Origin of the sequence: Porphyromonas sp. COT-290 OH3588 (assembly GCF_000769075.1) — a bacterium.
GTDB lineage: Bacteria > Bacteroidota > Bacteroidia > Bacteroidales > Porphyromonadaceae > Porphyromonas.
Genome location: NZ_JRFC01000033.1, coordinates 86,440 through 104,505 on the forward strand (window position 1 = coordinate 86,440; position 18,066 = coordinate 104,505).

General features: G+C 47.5%; 15 protein-coding genes and 1 tRNA gene. 3 read left to right on the forward strand and 13 right to left on the reverse strand.

All coding sequences use genetic code 11. The features are described from left to right. Nucleotides 1-301: 301 nt before the first annotated feature. Entirely contained in the window at nucleotides 302-886 is a 585-nt protein-coding gene (gene ruvC, locus HQ48_RS07390) for a crossover junction endodeoxyribonuclease RuvC (RefSeq protein ID WP_044232858.1), read from the reverse strand. A 6-nt stretch (nucleotides 887-892) separates the two neighbouring features. Beyond that, the gene (locus tag HQ48_RS07395) at nucleotides 893-1,210 is read right to left on the reverse strand and encodes a DUF4286 family protein (protein ID WP_044188886.1); all 318 of its coding nucleotides are present in this window, start codon (nucleotides 1,208-1,210) and stop codon (nucleotides 893-895) included. A 124-nt stretch (nucleotides 1,211-1,334) separates the two neighbouring features. Here HQ48_RS07395 and HQ48_RS07400 point away from each other — a divergent pair. The 3 genes from HQ48_RS07400 to HQ48_RS07410 all read left to right on the forward strand — a co-directional run bounded on the left by HQ48_RS07400 (nucleotide 1,335) and on the right by HQ48_RS07410 (nucleotide 4,558). Further along, nucleotides 1,335-1,408: transfer RNA gene (locus HQ48_RS07400), tRNA-Ala, on the forward strand. A gap of 318 nt (nucleotides 1,409-1,726) precedes the next feature. Next, nucleotides 1,727-4,186, forward strand: a complete 2,460-nt coding sequence (locus HQ48_RS07405; RefSeq protein ID WP_044232859.1) for an FAD-dependent oxidoreductase — start codon at nucleotides 1,727-1,729, stop codon at nucleotides 4,184-4,186. Nucleotides 4,187-4,204: 18 nt separating this feature from the next. Next, nucleotides 4,205-4,558, forward strand: a complete 354-nt coding sequence (locus tag HQ48_RS07410; protein WP_081964766.1) for a MarR family winged helix-turn-helix transcriptional regulator — start codon at nucleotides 4,205-4,207, stop codon at nucleotides 4,556-4,558. 91 nt (nucleotides 4,559-4,649) lie between these two features. Here the strand turns inward: HQ48_RS07410 and metK are convergent, their stop codons facing one another. The 11 genes from metK to HQ48_RS07465 form a co-directional block, all read right to left on the reverse strand. Beyond that, a complete protein-coding gene (gene metK / locus HQ48_RS07415) occupies nucleotides 4,650-5,942 on the reverse strand; it encodes a methionine adenosyltransferase (RefSeq protein WP_044232861.1) in 1,293 nt (430 codons plus the stop codon). A 326-nt stretch (nucleotides 5,943-6,268) separates the two neighbouring features. Next, nucleotides 6,269-7,438, reverse strand: a complete 1,170-nt coding sequence (gene sufD / locus HQ48_RS07420) for a Fe-S cluster assembly protein SufD (protein ID WP_044232862.1) — start codon at nucleotides 7,436-7,438, stop codon at nucleotides 6,269-6,271. Nucleotides 7,439-7,442: 4 nt separating this feature from the next. Then, the gene (gene sufC, locus HQ48_RS07425) at nucleotides 7,443-8,195 is read right to left on the reverse strand and encodes a Fe-S cluster assembly ATPase SufC (protein ID WP_044188899.1); all 753 of its coding nucleotides are present in this window, start codon (nucleotides 8,193-8,195) and stop codon (nucleotides 7,443-7,445) included. A gap of 19 nt (nucleotides 8,196-8,214) precedes the next feature. Then, the gene (locus tag HQ48_RS07430) at nucleotides 8,215-9,000 is read right to left on the reverse strand and encodes an autotransporter outer membrane beta-barrel domain-containing protein (RefSeq protein WP_044232863.1); all 786 of its coding nucleotides are present in this window, start codon (nucleotides 8,998-9,000) and stop codon (nucleotides 8,215-8,217) included. 29 nt (nucleotides 9,001-9,029) lie between these two features. Continuing rightward, nucleotides 9,030-10,475, reverse strand: a complete 1,446-nt coding sequence (sufB, locus tag HQ48_RS07435; protein WP_044232864.1) for a Fe-S cluster assembly protein SufB — start codon at nucleotides 10,473-10,475, stop codon at nucleotides 9,030-9,032. A 239-nt stretch (nucleotides 10,476-10,714) separates the two neighbouring features. Next, nucleotides 10,715-11,831 (reverse strand): peptide chain release factor 2 gene (gene prfB, locus HQ48_RS07440; RefSeq protein WP_152568346.1). Its coding sequence is split into 2 segments (ribosomal slippage): nucleotides 10,715-11,767 and nucleotides 11,769-11,831, totalling 1,116 coding nucleotides; the frame shifts between segments, so codons are not numbered across the junction. Between the two features lie 5 nt (nucleotides 11,832-11,836). Continuing rightward, nucleotides 11,837-13,678 carry a long-chain fatty acid--CoA ligase gene (locus HQ48_RS07445; protein ID WP_369794305.1) on the reverse strand — a complete coding sequence of 614 codons (1,842 nt, stop codon included), beginning with the start codon at nucleotides 13,676-13,678 and terminating at the stop codon, nucleotides 11,837-11,839. 300 nt (nucleotides 13,679-13,978) lie between these two features. Continuing rightward, nucleotides 13,979-14,323: a DUF4180 domain-containing protein gene (locus HQ48_RS07450; protein ID WP_044232868.1), complete on the reverse strand. Its 345-nt coding sequence runs from the start codon at nucleotides 14,321-14,323 to the stop codon at nucleotides 13,979-13,981. Nucleotides 14,324-14,385: 62 nt separating this feature from the next. After that, nucleotides 14,386-14,805, reverse strand: coding sequence for a VOC family protein (locus HQ48_RS07455; RefSeq protein ID WP_044188919.1), 420 nt, complete (start codon nucleotides 14,803-14,805; stop codon nucleotides 14,386-14,388). A gap of 1,067 nt (nucleotides 14,806-15,872) precedes the next feature. Continuing rightward, nucleotides 15,873-16,427, reverse strand: coding sequence for a hypothetical protein (locus tag HQ48_RS07460; RefSeq protein WP_152568347.1), 555 nt, complete (start codon nucleotides 16,425-16,427; stop codon nucleotides 15,873-15,875). Next, nucleotides 16,418-17,908, reverse strand: a complete 1,491-nt coding sequence (locus HQ48_RS07465) for a transglycosylase domain-containing protein (RefSeq protein WP_044232871.1) — start codon at nucleotides 17,906-17,908, stop codon at nucleotides 16,418-16,420. The genes HQ48_RS07460 and HQ48_RS07465 overlap by 10 nt, the downstream gene beginning before the upstream one ends. Nucleotides 17,909-18,066: the final 158 nt, after the last annotated feature.

Below are 18,066 nucleotides of genomic sequence, written 5' to 3' on the forward strand. Positions count from 1 at the left end.
CTTCCCATCAATTCTCCCCGATCAGTGGACATATCTCCACGGATTGATCCATCAACCCAAGAGGATCAGTCCTTCGATTTCTTAAAAAGTTTGATTGCTCTTTAGGAATGTGTCTATTATTCTTCAAAATCTTAGGCTAACTCATTTACAGATCTTGACAAAAAAGATGAAGATTGTGCCTATAACTAGCGAGGCTCTTTTGGTACTCTACACGGAGGGTGTGGAGATGCTAGACTCAATTGGACGCATATCCCTCGGGCTTGTATGATACACCGCTATCGCCCTGTTGGAGCTAGGAGGATTACTTTTTAGGTCTAAGGCCTTGTATGCGTTCGGGGTTTTGGCGGACAAAGTCCGACCAGTTTTTAGTGGCAGAGCTAGAGGCGCTCGCCATAGGCGAGGAGGTTAAGAAGTGGTGGCAGAGGGCAGCTGCTAGTCCGTCGGTGGCGTCCAGTTCCTTGGGCATGGAGCTTGGGGGGATTTTGAGGTAGCGCTGTAGCATGCCTGCTACCTGCTCTTTGGAGGCATTGCCATTGCCCGTAATGGCTTGCTTGATGCGCATAGGGACATACTCGGTAATGGGGATGTCATACTTGAGAGCCGCCGCCATAGCTACGCCTTGTGCACGACCGAGCTTGAGCATACTCTGCACATTCTTGCCGAAGAATGGAGCCTCGATCGCTAGCTCGTCGGGATTGAACTCCTCGATTAGCCCAGAGATACGATCGAAGATGCGCTTGAGGCGCATATAGTGGTTCTCCATTTTGTCTAGATGGATTACCCCCATGGCTAGTAGCTCGGCCTTGTTGCCGAGGACACGGATCAGCCCGTAACCCATGATGATGGTACCGGGGTCTATACCGAGAATGATGCGCTCGCCTCTCATCCGCCTCTAGAGCTGCTCAAGCTCCATCAGAGTGGTAAAGCCTACGACTGACTGGCCGAACTGGCGAAGGAGCTGCTCTGGGTAGATGCGTCCTTGGTCTGCCAGATAGGTCGATAGCTCGCTCTGGCTAGAGGCGACGAACTGTAAGGCATAGCTTAGAGTAGGCTCGTCGCTTGGGGCGGTGACAACACGCATCAGGCGTGCATCGGCGAGGATACCATGGGCTAGAGTGCCGGGAATGTAAACCTCTTTGACGAAGCGGAGAAAATCATCTTTGATCCTCTCCTCTATGACGAATGTCGTGTTGTAAACGATTTGTATCATGACTGTTCTATATAGGTGCGCCTCTACTATGGCGCAGTATTTGGTCGCAACTCCTCAAAAAAATCTACACAAAGATACGATCAATTGAAAATATTATGTACCTTTGCAGTGCAAATCAGACCAAGGGGTATTAGCTCATCTGGCTAGAGCGCGACACTGGCAGTGTCGAGGTGAGCGGTTCGAGTCCGCTATACTCCACAGATCCCCAAGTATAGGACTAGAGGTGGTACAGATCCACTTCTAGTCCTTTGTCTTTGGCGTAGGTCAGTTTTTAGGCATCTACACACAGAGCTTCATCAGGGCTCTGCTCCAATCTACCATTTGTAGAGGAACACCCGTACCGATTGTCCGACCATTTCTAGTCAAGTATGGCTATCTATCTGTCATACGCATCCAATGGAAATATTATCATATCCTATGAAAACAAAATAGAGAGAAGGATAGTTATTGGGATATAGAGCTCGTTTGCAATAGCGACAACAAATCAAAATTTATCATACTCAATAAAAAGAAACTATGTCTAAGTATCTGATCGTAGGTGGTGTAGCTGGTGGTGCTACTGCGGCCGCCCGTATGAGGCGTCTTGACGAGCATGCGGAGATTGTGCTCATAGAGAGTAGTGCCTATATCTCCTACGCCAACTGTGGTCTACCATATTATATAGGTGGCACCATCAAGGATCGTAGTAAACTATTTGTGCAGACCCCAGAGAGCTTCGGTGTACGCTTTGCTCTCGATGTCCGCACACAGCAGACCGTCACGGCGGTGTATCCCGATGAGCATACCGTAGAGATACGACGTGCCGATGGCTCTATCTATCGTGAGAGCTATGACAAGCTATTGCTATCTCCCGGGGCGATGCCTATTGTCCCCAAGATAGAGGGGGCTGATCTGCCCGGGGTATTCACGATGCGTACGGTAGAGGACACCGACCGCATCAAAACTTTTGTCAATGAGCATAAGCCCCGTAGGGCTGTGATCGTGGGTGGTGGATTTATCGGCCTAGAGATGGCAGAGAACTTGCATGAGCAGGGGATGCAGGTAAGCGTCGTGGAGCTTGCTCCTCAGGTTATGGCTCCAATAGACTTCTCTATGGCCAGCTTCGTACATGCCCATCTGCGTGAGCATGGGGTAGGGCTGTACCTAGGGCAGGGGTTGGAGCAGATTGCCTCTACGGCCTCTGGTGCACTCTCGCTTCGCCTGTCTACTGGCGAGCTACTAGAGGCAGATATTCTGCTGCTCTCTATTGGCGTTCGTCCCCGAACGGAGCTGGCCACTAAGGCTGGTATAGCACTTGGTGAGCGAGGTGGGATCAAGGTCGATGCGCACTTCCAGACTTCGGCGGCAGATGTCTATGCCGTTGGCGATGCTATTGAGTATCCGCACCCTATTACTGGTCAGCCTTGGCTCAACTACCTAGCAGGGCCAGCCAATCGACAAGCTCGTCTAGTAGCCGATGCTATGGTGACGGGTAGCTCGGAGCCATACGAGGGATCTATCGGCACATCTATTGCCAAAGTTTTTGACATCACGGTGGCTGCCACGGGCCTACCAGCTAAGGCGCTCAAGCAAGCTGGTCTACCCTATCAGTCGGCCACTATTCATCCCTCTAGCCATGCGACCTATTACCCTGGAGCTCATCAGCTCACACTTAAGCTTACTTTCGACCCCAAGACTGGTCGTATCTATGGCGCTCAGGCCGTAGGGATAGAGGGGGTAGATAAGCGTATTGACTCAATTGCTCAACTAATCAAAAACTCAGGTACTGTCGCCGACTTGGTCAAGACGGAGCAGGCCTACGCTCCGCCCTTTGCTTCAGCCAAGGATCCCGTAGCTTTGGTCGGCTATGTTGCCTCCAACATTATCTCGGGCAAGGTCAAGCCCCTCTACTGGCGTGATCTAAATCCCGAGGATCTAGGTCAGGCAACGCTCGTCGATGTGCGTACCCCTGCCGAGTATCAGCTGGGGCATATCCCGGGGGCGATCAATCTACCCGTGGACGAGCTACGTGGCTTACTCGATAGACTAGACCCTATGCGTCCCATATACGTATATTGTGCAGTAGGTCTTAGGGGGTATTTGGCGTCGAATATCTTACGCCAGAGAGGTTTCGCCGATGTGCGTAATTTGGTGGGAGGCTTCAAACTATGGAGTGCAGCCACTGCCGACTACAATGCACCTGCACGACCAAGAGAGTTAGCCTCTGCTGCTGCCTCCTGCCACACTACTCAGAGCGATAAGCCTTGTGTAGAGATTGATGCTCGTGGTCTATGTTGCCCGGGACCAATCGTTACCCTTGCCAAGGCCGTGCAGGAGTTGGAGGTGGGCGACCGCCTACGCCTCGTTGCTACCGACCCCGGATTTGTGCGTGATGCCGAGGCATGGTGCCAGACTACGGGTAACCGCTTCGTAGAGGGTGGGGGAGATAGAGGTGACTACTATGTGACTATCGAGAAGGCCGATCGTACAGCTGCGTCCGAAGCCTCATGTTCTTCATCTGCTCAGCCACAGGGTAAGACCTTCATTCTCTTTAGCGATGACTTGGACAAGGCTCTAGCTACTTTCGTTTTAGCCAACGGAGCGGCTGCTACGGGAGAAAAAGTAACCATATTCTTTACATTTTGGGGCCTTAATGCCGTAAAACGGGGCGGTATTGTACCACCTAAAAAAGATATTTGGGGCAAGATGTTTGGCTTTATGCTACCCAAAGACAGCACAGGATTGGCATTAAGCAAGATGAATATGGGGGGGATTGGCTCGTGGATGATGCGCCGTGTGATGAGGGCGAAAGGCGTTGATTCACTGGAGGCTCTACGTGATCAAGCCATAGCAGCAGGTGTCGAGTTTATCGCCTGTCAGATGTCGATGGATGTGATGGGTATTAGTCGTGAGGAGCTCCTACCAAAGGTGACGATAGGAGGTGTGGCTACATATATGCAACGTGCTAATCAAGCCAATATAAATCTTTTTATATAATTTTGTTTCGGTAAAATTATGGAAAAGATTCAGACAATCTGTTTAATGCGCGACCTATTTCTTGGGTTGAGGCAGCTAGAAGACCAACTAATCGAGCAAGTAGGAGTAGATCTCAATGAGGCTATTCTTCTCTGTGCTTTAGGTTCAGATAGTAGACTTTCTACAGAAGTTTCTCGTCTGACGGGCTTCTTGCCTGCGCACACATCCAAGTTACTTGCCAGCCTAGAGCGTCGTAATCTTATCAAACGCACGGCTGGGAGCGTAGACCGTCGTCAGGTGGTGTGCCAACTGACGGAAGCTGGACTTAGTAGCCTAGAGACTCTTAGAGGACTAGAGCTAGACTATCCTCCTACACTGCAGAAGTTGCTGTAGGAGCTTCTAGGGAGTAAGAAGGAAATAACCGGTTGTAGATTTGTATTTGATCTACAACCGGTTTCCCTTTTATTAGCTTAGCCCGTGGCTCTTATAGGCCAAAGGCAGCTTTGATCTGCTCCACGTAGTCGAGCCTTTCCCATGTGAAGAGCTCTACCTCGCACTCCAGTGTGCCACGATGATAGGTTGGGAAGTGCTTGGTTACGACACGTGGCTCACGACCGAAGTGGCCGTATGCCGCGGTTTCTTCGTACATCGGTTGGCGGAGCTTGAGGCGCTGCTCGATGGCGTAGGGGCGTAGGTCAAAGAGAGCAGCGATGCGATCGGCAATCTCGGCATCGCTCAGCCCGATCTTTCCACTACCCTTGGTATCTACATAGATATTAATAGGTTGGGCTACCCCGATGGCGTACGAGAGCTGTACGAGCATCTCGTCTGCTACACCGGCTGCTACCATATTTTTAGCGATATGACGAGCAGCGTATGCTGCCGAGCGATCTACCTTGCTAGGGTCCTTGCCCGAGAATGCACCACCGCCATGAGAGGCTCTGCCGCCATACGTGTCTACGATGATCTTGCGCCCGGTCAGACCTGTGTCGCCGTGAGGGCCACCGATGACGAACTTGCCAGTGGGATTGACATGTAGTTTGAGGTTTGAGTCGAATAGCTTACTTACCTCTATGCCATAATTAACCTTAACACGAGGCAGAAGAATTTGCTCTACATCGGCTTTGATGCGTGCTTGCATCGCTAGGTCTGCCTCGGCAATAGCCTCGAGGCTATCATTGGCGGGCTTGATGAAGTCGTCGTGTTGGGTGCTGATGACAATGGTGTCGATGCGCACGGGCTGGTGTGCCTCGTCGTACTCTACCGTTACTTGGCTCTTGGCATCTGGGCGTAGGTAAGGCATTAGGTGAAGCTCCTCCTTGCGGATCTTTGCCAGCTCAAGTAGCAGGGCATGGCTTAGGTCAATGGGTAGAGGCATATAGTTCGGTGTTTCGCGACAGGCATAGCCAAACATCAGACCTTGGTCGCCAGCGCCCTGATTTTCTCTATCGGCACGATCTACTCCACGGTTGATATCTGCACTCTGCTCGTGTAGGGCAGAGAGAATGCCACAGCTATTGGCGTCGAAGCAGTACTCACTCTTGGTATAGCCAACTCGGCGAATAACATCACGTGCCGTAGTCTGTACATCTACGTAAGCCTCGCTCTTAATTTCGCCAGCCAGCACAACCTGCCCAGTGGTTACGAGTGTTTCGCAGGCTACTTTGCTCTCTGGGTCTAGAGCCATGAATTGGTCTAGGACGGCATCAGAAATCTGATCCGCCAGTTTGTCGGGGTGTCCCTCCGATACGCTCTCGGAGGTAAATAGATACTTCATATTATCTCAGTTTTTATTGTTGATATATCTGATATGCCCATACGGGATCACTGAGTGAAGCGGTGCAAGTAGAGTGGAAAGCTAAAGGGGAAATAACTACAAATCTCTAGGGCAAGGACTACCGATGGGTTAGTTCAATAGAAGTAGTTACTACGATTTAGCATTTTTTCTCGTGGTTGCAAGCAGCTCAAATCTCTCCACGTTTGGGTTATTTGTCGCTACAAAGCTACGAATTAAATGCAAATATCCAGCCCACTCGTCCCAAAGATTTGTCGGGACTGGTGGGCTGGATAGATATTAACGGCTTATCTGCGGCTCTTCTTTGCCTAGAATGTGAAGCGGCTGGCGACCTGCTCTCGGAGGCTGTCACGCAGCTCTTCACGCTCGATCAGCTGGAGTACGTCTTCGGCGAAGGCGATACTTAGTAGTCGCTTGGCTTCGTCCTTGGAGATACCACGCTGACGCATATAGAAGAGTGCGCTCTCGCTGAGCTGACCAGTAGTCATACCGTGGCTGCACTTCACGTCATCGGCATAGATCTCTAGCTGGGGCTTAGCCTGCATGCGTGCCTCGCTGCTGAGGAGTAGGTTTCGATTGTTCTGATAGGCCTGCGTCTTTTGGGCATCTTGCGCCACGAGAATACGGCCAGTGAAGATCCCATAGCTACGGTCGGATAGTACGTACTTGAATAGCTCATTGCTCGTGCAGTGAGGTACTGAGTGAGCGATATAAGAACTGTTATCTACGTGTTCATCGTCCGAAGCGATCACGATACCACCGAGCGATAGTGAGGCATATTCGCCTGCAAGGTCGCAGTAGTAGTTGTTGCGTGTTTTGCCAGAGTGCAGGGAGATGAAGTTGAGATTTGCTACACTCTCTCCTTCTTGATGCAGATGAAGTGTGCTGATGCGCTGGGCTGCAGCAGAACTGTCTTCGATGTCTGTAAGGCTGAGCTTGGCAGCACGACCCACATAGATCTCTGTACTCTGTAGACTCACACTCCTATTGGCCGAGCGATTGCGGTCATAACCCACGATCTCTACCTCCGCCTCGTCCTCTACGATGATGATGAAGCGACTGAGCAACATCGCCCCAGCGGGGGCTTGCTCTAGTAGATAAGTGTAGTTGAGCGGTTGGGCGAGCTTAGCTCTCTTGGGTAGATAGACCAAGAAAGCGTGATCGTCTAAGCCCTCAATAAGTGCTTGTAGTGGGTCTTCGTCGGTGGAGTAGATCTTAGGCAGATTGCCCTTGAAGCCACTTAGCGGCCCTATGTAAGCACCCTCGGGGAGTTGTAGCTCCTCGATATTGTGTTGGTAGCTCCCCTCTGTAATCGTCCATTTTCCCTCGAGCATCGCCGAGAGGTCTGTGCGCTGATAAGCCTCGGAGTGGTATGCGGGCAAGCCGATCCGCCTAAATCTCTGTAGTGCTACCTGCCTGCAGGGGCATAAGTCTGCAGTCTGGGCGAGCGCTGCGAGCTGTGTTTCTAACTGTCCCATCGGCTTATTCTCCCACTTCGTCCTTGATCCAGTCATAACCCTTTTCCTCGAGTAGCAGAGCTAGCTCGGGTCCCCCGCTACGCACGATGCGTCCGTTGTAGAGCACGTGTACGAAGTCAGGCTTGATGTAGTCGAGTAGTCTTTGGTAGTGCGTGATGACAATCGTGCTACGCTCTGGGCTGCGTAGAGCGTTTACCCCATTGGCTACGACACGTAGAGCGTCGATGTCTAGACCGCTATCCGTTTCGTCCAGGATAGCGAGCTTAGGCTCTAGCATAGCCATCTGGAAGATCTCGTTGCGCTTCTTCTCACCGCCAGAGAATCCTTCGTTCACCGAGCGGCTGGCGAGCTTATTGTCTAGCTCCACGAGTGCACGCTTCTCCTTCATCAGCTTGAGGAAGTCGCTAGCAGAGATAGGCTCCTGACCAGTGGCCTTGCGATGCTCGTTTACGGCCGCACGCATAAAGTTTACCATACTTACCCCGGGGATCTCTACTGGGTACTGGAAGCTGAGGAAGAGTCCACGATGAGCACGCTCCTCTGGCTCGAGCTCTAGGATATCTTCGCCCTCGAAGCTCACGGAGCCACCCGTCACTTCATAGGCAGGGTGACCCACAAGTACAGAGGATAGCGTGCTCTTACCAGAGCCATTGGGACCCATGATGGCGTGGATCTCGCCGGGCTTAACCTCTAGGTTGATGCCCTTGAGTATTTCTTTATCGCCGATGTTGGCTTGCAGATTTTCTATTCTAAGCATTTTATATGTTGATGTTTATTTAATATCTCGTTGTTCTTTCGCCGAAGATGTAGTACAGCCAATCGAAAAGAGTAATTACTCCTTCGTTGATCTCCTTACTGTCTAGGAAATTGACTTTGACACCTAGCATAATACTGTGCCTCAAACCATTTGTTCTAAGGGATATGCTACTTAGTGAGCTTGGCTCTGTGCCGAGGAAGCGTAACGATGAGCCGATAGGCAAGCGTGGATTGTATTCCGCTGTTAGGGAGAGGAATGAAAACACTTTAAGGTCTAAGCCTATCGAAGGCGAGAGGCTGATTCTCGATAGATCGCTAGTTTGGATCCAGCTTATGCCATTGCTGCTATTAGACATATCTCCGACCCTACCGGAGTGTTCGAAGGTCCATATCCCCGATAGGCCCACATAGGGAGAGATGATACGTGCTGGGCGCATATAGTACCTAGCACCCAGCTCTAGCCCCCCGACCTTGTAGTCGAGATCCCAGACGTCAAGCGACTCGCCCATTAGATTACCAAAGATAGATATGTTGGTACGTGGGAGGAATACTTCCGCTCCGATGTTCCCAACCTCTTCCCAGCCGTGCCTACGTACCTCGGTGTTTCTCTTGACAGCGGTAAGGTTGCTCGCCCCAATTGATGCAGAGAGTGACCACACTCGTCTAGGTTTGCTAGGCTTGAGGATAGGCATCTGTAGGACTGGGTCTGGTGCCTGTGGACTCTGAGCGAGCAGGCTTACGCAGCCAAGCAGGCACACGAGCAGATAGCTTATTCGCCTAGAGATCAATCTTTGTAGCGCAAACATATCGCAGTCTGTTACTTTGATTTATTCGATTAGCCGACAGAACCCTCTAGCGAGATGCTCAGTAGCTTCTGAGCTTCTACGGCAAACTCCATCGGTAGCTTATTCATTACTTCCTTTGCGTAGCCATTGACGATGAGTCCTACGGCTTCCTCCACACCGATACCACGCTGCTGGCAGTAGAAGATCTGGTCTTCGCTGATCTTGCTGGTCGTGGCCTCGTGCTCGATGATGGCTGTGTCGTTGTCCACTTGTACGTATGGGAAGGTATGAGCTCCGCAGAGACTACCGAGTAGTAGGCTATCGCACTGCGAGTGGTTGCGTGCGCCAGTAGCGTTCTTACCCACTTGCACCAGACCACGGTAGCTATTTTGGCTATGTCCTGCGCTAATACCTTTGGATACGATGCGGCTACGGGTATTCTTACCTAGGTGTATCATCTTGGTGCCTGTGTCGGCCTGCTGATGGTTGTTGGTGACAGCCACTGAGTAGAACTCGCCCACCGAGTCGTCTCCCTTGAGCACACAGCTGGGGTACTTCCATGTGATAGCCGAACCGGTCTCTACTTGAGTCCAGCTGATCTTGGAGCGGTCGCCACGGCAGATACCACGCTTGGTTACGAAGTTGTAGATACCACCCTTGCCTTCCTTGTCGCCGGGGTACCAGTTCTGCACAGTAGAGTATTTGACCTCGGCATCTGTCTCGGCGATGATCTCTACGATAGCTGCGTGTAGCTGGTTCTCGTCGCGCTGTGGGGCGGTACAGCCCTCCAGATAGCTCACGTAAGCACCCTCGTCGGCTACGATGAGCGTGCGCTCGAACTGACCCGTATTGATCGCGTTGATACGGAAGTATGTGGATAGCTCCATAGGGCAGCGAACACCCTTGGGGATATAGACGAAAGACCCGTCGCTGAAGACTGCGGAGTTGAGCGCAGCGAAGAAATTGTCCTTCACGGGCACTACCGTACCTAGGTACTGACGTACGAGCTCGGGGTGTTCCTTAACTGCCTCGCTGAAGGAGCAGAAAATAATCCCCTTCTCGGCGAGCTTTTCCTTAAATGTCGTCTTAACCGAAACAGAGTCCATCACGGCATCTACAGCGATACCACTTAGGATCTTCTGTTCGTGTAGCGGAATGCCGAGCTTCTCGAATGTTTTGAGTAGCTCTGGGTCTACTTCGTCGAGGCTCTTGGGGCCGTCCTTTTTCTTAGGAGCGGCGTAATAGATGATATCCTGATAGTCGATAGCAGGGATATTGAGCTGCGCCCAATCGGGCATAGGCATCGCCTGCCAAACCTTGAATGCATCTAGTCTATATTGTAGTAGCCATTCGGGCTCTTCCTTCTTGGCCGAGATGAGGCGAATGGTATCCTCTGTGAGTCCTTTGCCTATGGTCTCGGTGTCTATATCGGTGGTGAACCCGTACTTGTATTCGCCTGAGGTTACCTCGTCTATAATATTATCGTTCTCTTGCATGAACTTTTATTTACCGTTAAGTTATATTCACTCCCAATTACAACACCCACTGCGGATAAAGTGTTTTGACCCTCGCCAAAAGTCGGAGTAGGGAGGGCTTTTGTTTGAGGTTGCAAAGGTAGCTAATTTCAAGATATTGAGTGTGTCGCATAGATGACACAGCCAAGGGGCAGCGTCCAGCTGGTAGGCTAGACGCTGCCCCTTGGCTTATCGTTGCTAGGCTCTACGTTGGTTGAGCTTTACTCGGGCTTCTCGGCAAACATCATTAGGTAGGCCTTGATGAAGTCATCGATATCACCGTCCATGACCGCATTGACGTTGCTGGTCTGGTGGTTCGTGCGGTGATCTTTGACACGCCTGTCGTCGAAGACATAGCTGCGGATCTGCGCCCCCCACTCAATCTTCTTTTTCCCTGCCTCGACCTCGGCCTGTGCTCGGCGTCGCTTCTCCAGTTCTTTGTCGTAGAGCTGGGAGCGTAGGAGGCGCAGAGCGTTCTCTCGGTTGTCTGTCTGCGAGCGGCTCTCGGTATTCTCGATGATGATCTCTTCTTCCTGACCAGTGTCGGGGTCACGATAGAGGTAGTGTAGGCGCACGCCAGTCTCTACCTTATTGACGTTCTGCCCACCAGCTCCGCTCGAGCGGAAAGTGTCCCAGCTTAGATTGGCGGGATTGACCTCGATCTCGATAGAGTCGTCCACTAGTGGTACGACGAAGACTGAGGCGAAGCTCGTCATACGCTTGCCTTGAGCATTGTAGGGTGATACACGCACGAGGCGGTGTACGCCGTTCTCGCTTTTGAGGAAGCCATAGGCTTGGTCACCCTCTATCTGCATCGTCATAGTTTTGATGCCTGCCTCGTCACCGTCCTGCCAGTTGGTGATGGTGGCTTGGTAGCCTTGTTTGTCTGCCCAGCGGCGGTACATGCGTGCCAGCATCTCCGCCCAGTCTTGGCTCTCGGTACCACCTGCGCCAGCGTTGATCTTGAGCACTGCTCCGAGTTTGTCCTCCTCGGCACGGAGCATATTGCGTAGCTCGATTGCCTCGAAGTGCTCAATGGCTTGGCGGTAGGTTTCGTCTACCTCCTCCTCACTTGATATGCCTTCTTTGCAGAACTCTAGGGCGAGCCTAACCTCCTCGGTCAGTCGCTCGGCCGTGTCGTAGCCCTCGATCCAGCGCCGTAGCTCCCCCACTAGACGCATTTGCGCCTCCGCTCGGGTGCGGTCTTCCCAGAAGTTGGGGTCGGCAGTTCGTAGCTCTTCTTCCTCTAGTTGTATGCGTCTGTTATCGACGTCAAAGATACCTCCTCAGCGCAAGCTTGCGCTCCAACAGGGCATTCAGTTGGTCTGTCGTTATCATATTTATTATTGTGGTTCTACTGTTCGTATGTTGGCTTCCTCATACATCTTGGCGATCTGCTCGGCGTATTTCTTGGCCACCACCGAGCGTTTGATTTTGAGAGTGGAGGTCAGCTCGCCACTCTCGATAGTGAAAGGAGTGGAGAGGAGAGTAAAGTGCTTGATCTTCTCATACTGAGCTACAGAGCCTAGGGCATGCTCGATGTGCGCCATCATCAGACGATACACTTCATAGTCCTTAGCTAGCTCCTCTTCGCTGCGCTCCGTGTCTACCCCTCTGTCCTTCGCTTCTTTGCGCAGGATCTCCCAGTTGGGGTAGATCAGTGCGCTGACGAATTTGTATCCATCACCGATGATAGCTACCTGCTCGAAGATGGGATCTGTGGCCAGTAGCCCCTCGAGCATCTGTGGGGCGATGTACTTGCCATTGGCAGTCTTGAAGAGGTCTTTGATGCGCTCGGTGAAGTAAAGCACACGTCCCTCTAGGCGGCCTGCATCGCCAGTGCGGAAGAAGCCGTCGGCGGTAAAGCTCGTGGCGTTAGCCTCGGGGTTGTTGTAGTACTCGGTGATGATCGTTGGCCCCTTGAGCTGAATTTCGTTGGTTGCAGGATCAATGCGTACCTGTACATGCTCGAGGATCTCGCCCACGGAGTCGATCTTGAAGCCTTGGAGCGGACAGAAGCTAACCGTAGCCGTAGACTCGGATAGACCGTAGCCGAAGCAGATCGGGATACTCACCGACTGCAAGAAACGATTGACCTCTACCGATAGCGATGCGCCCGCTACAGGAAAGAAGCGGCCTCGCTGCAAACCTAGCACACGTTTGAGCTTGGTAAATAGTGTATTCTTGTAGAGCTTGTAGAGGAGGCTGACGTGTAGAGGAGCCCGCTTACCTTCGTTATAGTAATGGAGCTGATATCGCTCGCCGATACTGATCGCGTGCCGCAGGATCTTCTGTTGCAGAGGGGAGGCTTGGCTGATTTTGTCTTGTACGCCAGCGTACACCTTCTCCCAGAAGCGAGGCACGTTGCACATCATCGTTGGCTTAATCTCTGGCAGTGCTTGTAGGATTCGCTTAGGGTCTTTGAGAATGGCTGTGGTGCAACCCATGTAGAGGCAGAAATACATCCATGTCTTCTCGAAGATATGGCTATGGGGCAGGAAACTCATGCTCACGTCCTTGGGAGTGACGAAGCGGAAGAGTTTCTCGTGCACCTCAATCTGTTTCATGAAGTTGCTATGGCGCAGTACTACGCCTTTGCTTCTCCCCGAGGTTCCTGAGGTGTATATAATCAGGGCCATATCGTTGGATAAGGCCTGCGAGGCGGTTACGTTGGCTTTGTTTTCGTTGGCCTTGGAGTCGCCACGGCGAATGAATTCGTCGTAGTACATAGAGGTCTTGTCCTCGGGGTGTAGTACGACATTGTCGTCGAAGATGATGATGCGCTCGAGGGTGTTGCTGCGCTGCTGTACTTCGAAGGCATTGTTGTACTGAAACTGCTCGCCGACAAACATCAGCTTCAGCTCTGCGTCCGACACGATGAAGTCTACCTGCTCTGGGGTGCTGGTGGCATAGAGGGGGACGGAAACTCCACGCATCATATAGAGCCCAAACTCTGCCATCACGCCATGGACCGCATTGGGCGAATATATCCCCACTCTGTCGCCGGGTTTGATGCCTTCGCGTGCTAGCGCCTTGGCAGCATCGAGGCATCTATCGGCAACTTCTTCGCCATTGAGGCTTAGCCATACCGATTTGAGTGCGTCGTAGTAGCGAATAATGGTTTTGTGCGCAAAGCGTGTGCGTAGGCGCTGCGGATACTCCGCCAGATGGTATAGCTTATTCATCATATCAACTTTCGTATTTAGTTATCAAATCATAGAGAGAGCCACCTGTCTACACAGCCCTCCACATATAACAAAGGTACAAAAAGCCTCGTGACTGCGCTACTTTGCTCTTTGAGGGGCAAATAAAAAGAAGCGATACAATGGGAGCCTTTTGCCGTGTTATTATAGACCGAGCAATGTAGGGGTAGCCACTGGGAAAGGACTACTTCACACGATTGGGGAGGGTAAAGAGTAAGGGGAAACAATACACAAGAAGACCAGCCAACGTCTGAAAAACTTGCCAGAGGGAATAGGATAAGATTACAAGATATTGCTTAAGTCTTTGATAAAGTTGATTTGTTTGCCTTTGTTAGATTCACTAATAAAGTCGTTAAGGCTCTTGCTGTTGTATTCGGAAAAATCGCCAACAATAATCAAAGGCATTTGGTATTGCACGAATTTTTGAAGTATATCCCCTGCTATTTTAGTTTTTAAGTCAAAAAAATCAGGTGTGATATTCTCTTTATGGATAATGAGTTTGTTAAAGCCTTGATAGTACAGGTTCCCCAACAAATCTAATCCATCCTCAGTAGATCTTAAGATTAATTTGTCGGTTATAATTTCAGCCACTTTTGTATTGTCTACATTGTGAGTTTTAATTTTCATGCAGCGTTCGTTATTGTTAATCCCTTAATACTGTCTGTTCTTTGGTCATTGTGTCTGACGAATTACATAACAAGATTTCCTTCATGGTCAATCTGCCAAAACGGATTGTAGGCTACCTCGAATACATAGCCGTCCAAATCCTTGAAATAGCCGCTATAACCACCCCAAAACACTTTCTGAGCAGGTTTCACAATGGTCGCTCCTAGCCGTTCGACTTCCTGCATCACAGCATCGACTTCTTCCTCCGAAGTGGCGTTATAACTGATTGTCATGCCTGGAAAGGCTGTCTGTTGGTGCGTTAATGTTGTATCCTCTTCAAGTTTCGGCAGTGGGTACAATCCCAAAACTATCCCACCCAAAGGGAACAGAGCATAGGCTTCCTGACTCTGTTCGGATTTCTTCCAACCCAAGCCTTCGTAGAAAGCCAATGCCTTTTGAAAGTCTTTCACTCCCAATGTGATTAAAGTGAATTTCTGCCTCATAACTTATTCTGTTACTATGCGGTTTACTGCAAAGCTACTTATAAATAGTAAGTAAGCAAGTAAGATTGGAAGAAAACATCTTTTGCGAATGTTTGATTGCCGATAGTTCTTCTTGCAGTAGTCGGTTGATGTTGGAGAGTAGGTAGCTTTTTATAGCGACACGTAGAGGTCGCCGAGATTTATATTTTAGCTCAAATTTCAGAATGTTGATGAGAGAAAAGCTTTGAAGGAGGACAAAAAACAGCAGACCTCGTATTTGCCCCCTAGGAGGCTCTAGATTGCGTTCGACCTCGTTTGGGCACTTGACCCTAGACGATCGAAAACACTCCTCTAAAACGACTTATTTATAAGATATTAATATGCACATAGATAGCATCTTGTTTGAGGCGTTTTTATCTAAGTAAAGCGGAAATTTTAGATTTTCTTCCCATCAATCTCGCAGGATTGTAGGACACGCCCCAAGTGATTGACCCATGGATCCGAAAAAATTAGTCCTTCAAAAAATATGATTTTCGGGTTAAGTGCCTACATTACAAGGTTCTGCGATAAAATGCAAATCGTATAGGTAACGATTTAGAAATGAGCGAGGTGCACTAATATACAATATTTTGAATAGCCAAAGAACGCTCACTATTTTACTTCCAAAGGTAATGTTTTGTGTGGAAAAGTGAGTATTCTTGTGTAACTTTCTTTTTAAAAGTTTTGTAGAAAAGAAATCTAATGATGAAAGGAATGCTTTATGGTCGTTTTTCATCCTTGGTTATGCGAATTTCATAAACATCTTCCATAAATTATCTTTTGTATAGTTTCAAATAACCTTTGCTGTATTTCATTAGGTAACTTCCGTGCGATACATCTCCGCATTTCTGTTGTCAGAAAATTCATTTTTATGTATGAGATGGAGATAAAGGTAGATATAAGTCCATTGAAAAAGAGTTTTATCTAACTCCTATTTTTCTTTTACTGTATCTTGCAAGAGAAGGATTTCTTTTGAATTCTATTCACTCTCAGAATCATGTAATTTTTATTGCGAACTAAGCATTTTTAACGCTCATTAGCTTAATTGTTTACAGTATTATTTTTCGTACCAGATAGCCCACTATTAAAAATAAAGAAAAAATTATTGTTGCAGCAACCAGATACATCAGAAACAGCATAAGCAATTTAAGTATTCTATTGACAGGTCTTATGTCTGTGTATTTGTAATAAAATTTATTTTCTTCCCTAATCTTAGAAACTAACGCCTCAAGCTCTTCTTCAATATTTTTAATTATTTTTAATACTAGACCCTCGTCAGTCGTTTCATCAATTGCGATTCTTGTTATATTGTCAAATATTTCTTTGCTTATATAGGCAGATTTAAGTCCATCAAGTAATATCCTCTGCAGATTTTCTTTGAATTCTGTGTTTTTGGGGAAGTAGGCAATGAAATGAAGATTTGCATTAAGTTCAGAAAGAATCTGAATCCTTTTTTCAAAGTATTTTACGAATGTGCTTCTAGAATTTTCTATAGGTTTTTCTATAAGTGTCTTTATTAGCCATGTAATAAATACAATAATTGAAGAAAATACCAGAGTAGTTAATTCTGGATTTAATTCTTGTATTTTAGTAACTACATCCATTCTCTTGTGCATTTTTTCTGCCGATTAAATATATCGGAGAATATTTTCTTAACTTCATAAATAAATCCTCCCTCTTTAGAGTAATCATTAATAGGATTTTCATTCCTTAGAACTGCAAATGTAAGTTCCGCATTACCAAAGACAGCGAATCTTTCAGTATTATTATTGGTTGTTCCTGTCTTTAAAAAAACATTATTAATATCTAAATCCAGCTTGTTTCTGAAGATATCATTAAGAATTTGGAAACAATCAGATTTTATACCGTCTTTTATATCCTGAGAAAAAAAGGTAGAGTATACAGAGCAGAGTTCATATAATGAGATTCCATCTTCTGTAGCTCCTAATAAACTTGACAATGTAAATGAAGAAAGAGGTTTATTCAAAAGTTTTGATAGATATTCAAGTACCTTTTCTATACCAACTTTTTCTGAAGCGTTAATAAATACATTGTTATTAGAGAAATATAAGGCATCATCTATAGAGAGATTGTCTTTAAAGGAAGATGCTTCTCTAACATTCCAATTCTGATTATTATATGTAGATGGAAATACTTCATACTTATTAATACCTTGCTCTCTCAAGAAACAATATATAAATGGCTTTAATGTGGAGCCTACATTTGTTTTGTTTGTAAACACATAATCAGTTCCATAAGAACTTGAGAATGCTACTACTTTTTTGTTTCTAATAGCAATAATTGACATCGGGTATTTTGATTCCCTTACATTTTTTGCAACAAGAGCTTGAATTTCTGTATTTATGCTGGAGAATAACGTTTTAGTTTTATTGTCTACCCTTTCCACAATAAAAGGAAGTGATGCTGGTCTAACAACAACCAATTGATTATAGAGTATTTGTGGATAACTTTTTATTAATTTATTATAACTGCCGTTTGAAATGACATCCATGAACATCATTTTTTTACTTATAAACAAATATCTCCTCTTTGCTTGTTCGAGATTCTGAGAATAAAAATTTGGTCCTCTTAAGATTGTGATTAAGAAAAGAAGCTGAGCGTGTGATAGTTGATTGACTTCCTTTTGAAAGTAATAAAGCCCAGCAGTTCTTATACCACGAAGATTTTTTCCAAAGTAAATATTATTAAAATACAGATTTAAAATCTCTTCTTTCGAATACTTTCTTTCTAATTTGAGAGCTAAAGTAGACTCTTTGAGTTTTCTGACGATGGTTTTACTGTTATCTTTAAGTAAATTTCTCGCAAGCTGTTGTGTAATAGTACTACCCCCTTGAACAATACGTCCAACAATTATATTGACAATTAAAGCTCTTAAAATAGCTTTGATATCAATACCCTTATGTTTAAAAAAGCGAATATCTTCAATCTCTACAAGAACTTCTTTTACTGAGGATGGAATATAATTTGATATAGCATGGCATTCACTATTGCTAGAAGTAACTCCATAAGGAACGAAGCTCTCATCTTTTTTTGAGTAAATCACAAAACCATCAAAATCATCCATCTTCTAATTATAAATAATCCTAAAAGCTTGATACTTAAACTTGTCTATTATTAAAGACAAGCTCACTATTATCACTTGCAAAGGTACAGATTTGCGAGGGAAAGTGAGCGTCTTTTCTTGTTTTTCTTCTTGTCGGTGAAAGAAAAAAAGTAATTACA

Coding starts and splice junctions, on each gene's coding strand:
- ruvC (WP_044232858.1), bottom strand. CDS start 886: ATGAGAGGCGAGCGCATCATTCTCGGTATAGACCCCGGTACCATCATC.
- sufB (WP_044232864.1), bottom strand. CDS start 10,475: ATGCAAGAGAACGATAATATTATAGACGAGGTAACCTCAGGCGAATAC.
- HQ48_RS07460 (WP_152568347.1), bottom strand. CDS start 16,427: ATGGATGTAGTTACTAAAATACAAGAATTAAATCCAGAATTAACTACT.
- HQ48_RS07410 (WP_081964766.1), top strand. CDS start 4,205: ATGGAAAAGATTCAGACAATCTGTTTAATGCGCGACCTATTTCTTGGG.
- HQ48_RS07430 (WP_044232863.1), bottom strand. CDS start 9,000: ATGTTTGCGCTACAAAGATTGATCTCTAGGCGAATAAGCTATCTGCTC.
- metK (WP_044232861.1), bottom strand. CDS start 5,942: ATGAAGTATCTATTTACCTCCGAGAGCGTATCGGAGGGACACCCCGAC.
- HQ48_RS07395 (WP_044188886.1), bottom strand. CDS start 1,210: ATGATACAAATCGTTTACAACACGACATTCGTCATAGAGGAGAGGATC.
- HQ48_RS07405 (WP_044232859.1), top strand. CDS start 1,727: ATGTCTAAGTATCTGATCGTAGGTGGTGTAGCTGGTGGTGCTACTGCG.
- HQ48_RS07450 (WP_044232868.1), bottom strand. CDS start 14,323: ATGAAAATTAAAACTCACAATGTAGACAATACAAAAGTGGCTGAAATT.
- sufD (WP_044232862.1), bottom strand. CDS start 7,438: ATGGGACAGTTAGAAACACAGCTCGCAGCGCTCGCCCAGACTGCAGAC.
- sufC (WP_044188899.1), bottom strand. CDS start 8,195: ATGCTTAGAATAGAAAATCTGCAAGCCAACATCGGCGATAAAGAAATA.
- HQ48_RS07445 (WP_369794305.1), bottom strand. CDS start 13,678: ATGAATAAGCTATACCATCTGGCGGAGTATCCGCAGCGCCTACGCACA.
- HQ48_RS07455 (WP_044188919.1), bottom strand. CDS start 14,805: ATGAGGCAGAAATTCACTTTAATCACATTGGGAGTGAAAGACTTTCAA.
- HQ48_RS07465 (WP_044232871.1), bottom strand. CDS start 17,908: ATGGATGATTTTGATGGTTTTGTGATTTACTCAAAAAAAGATGAGAGC.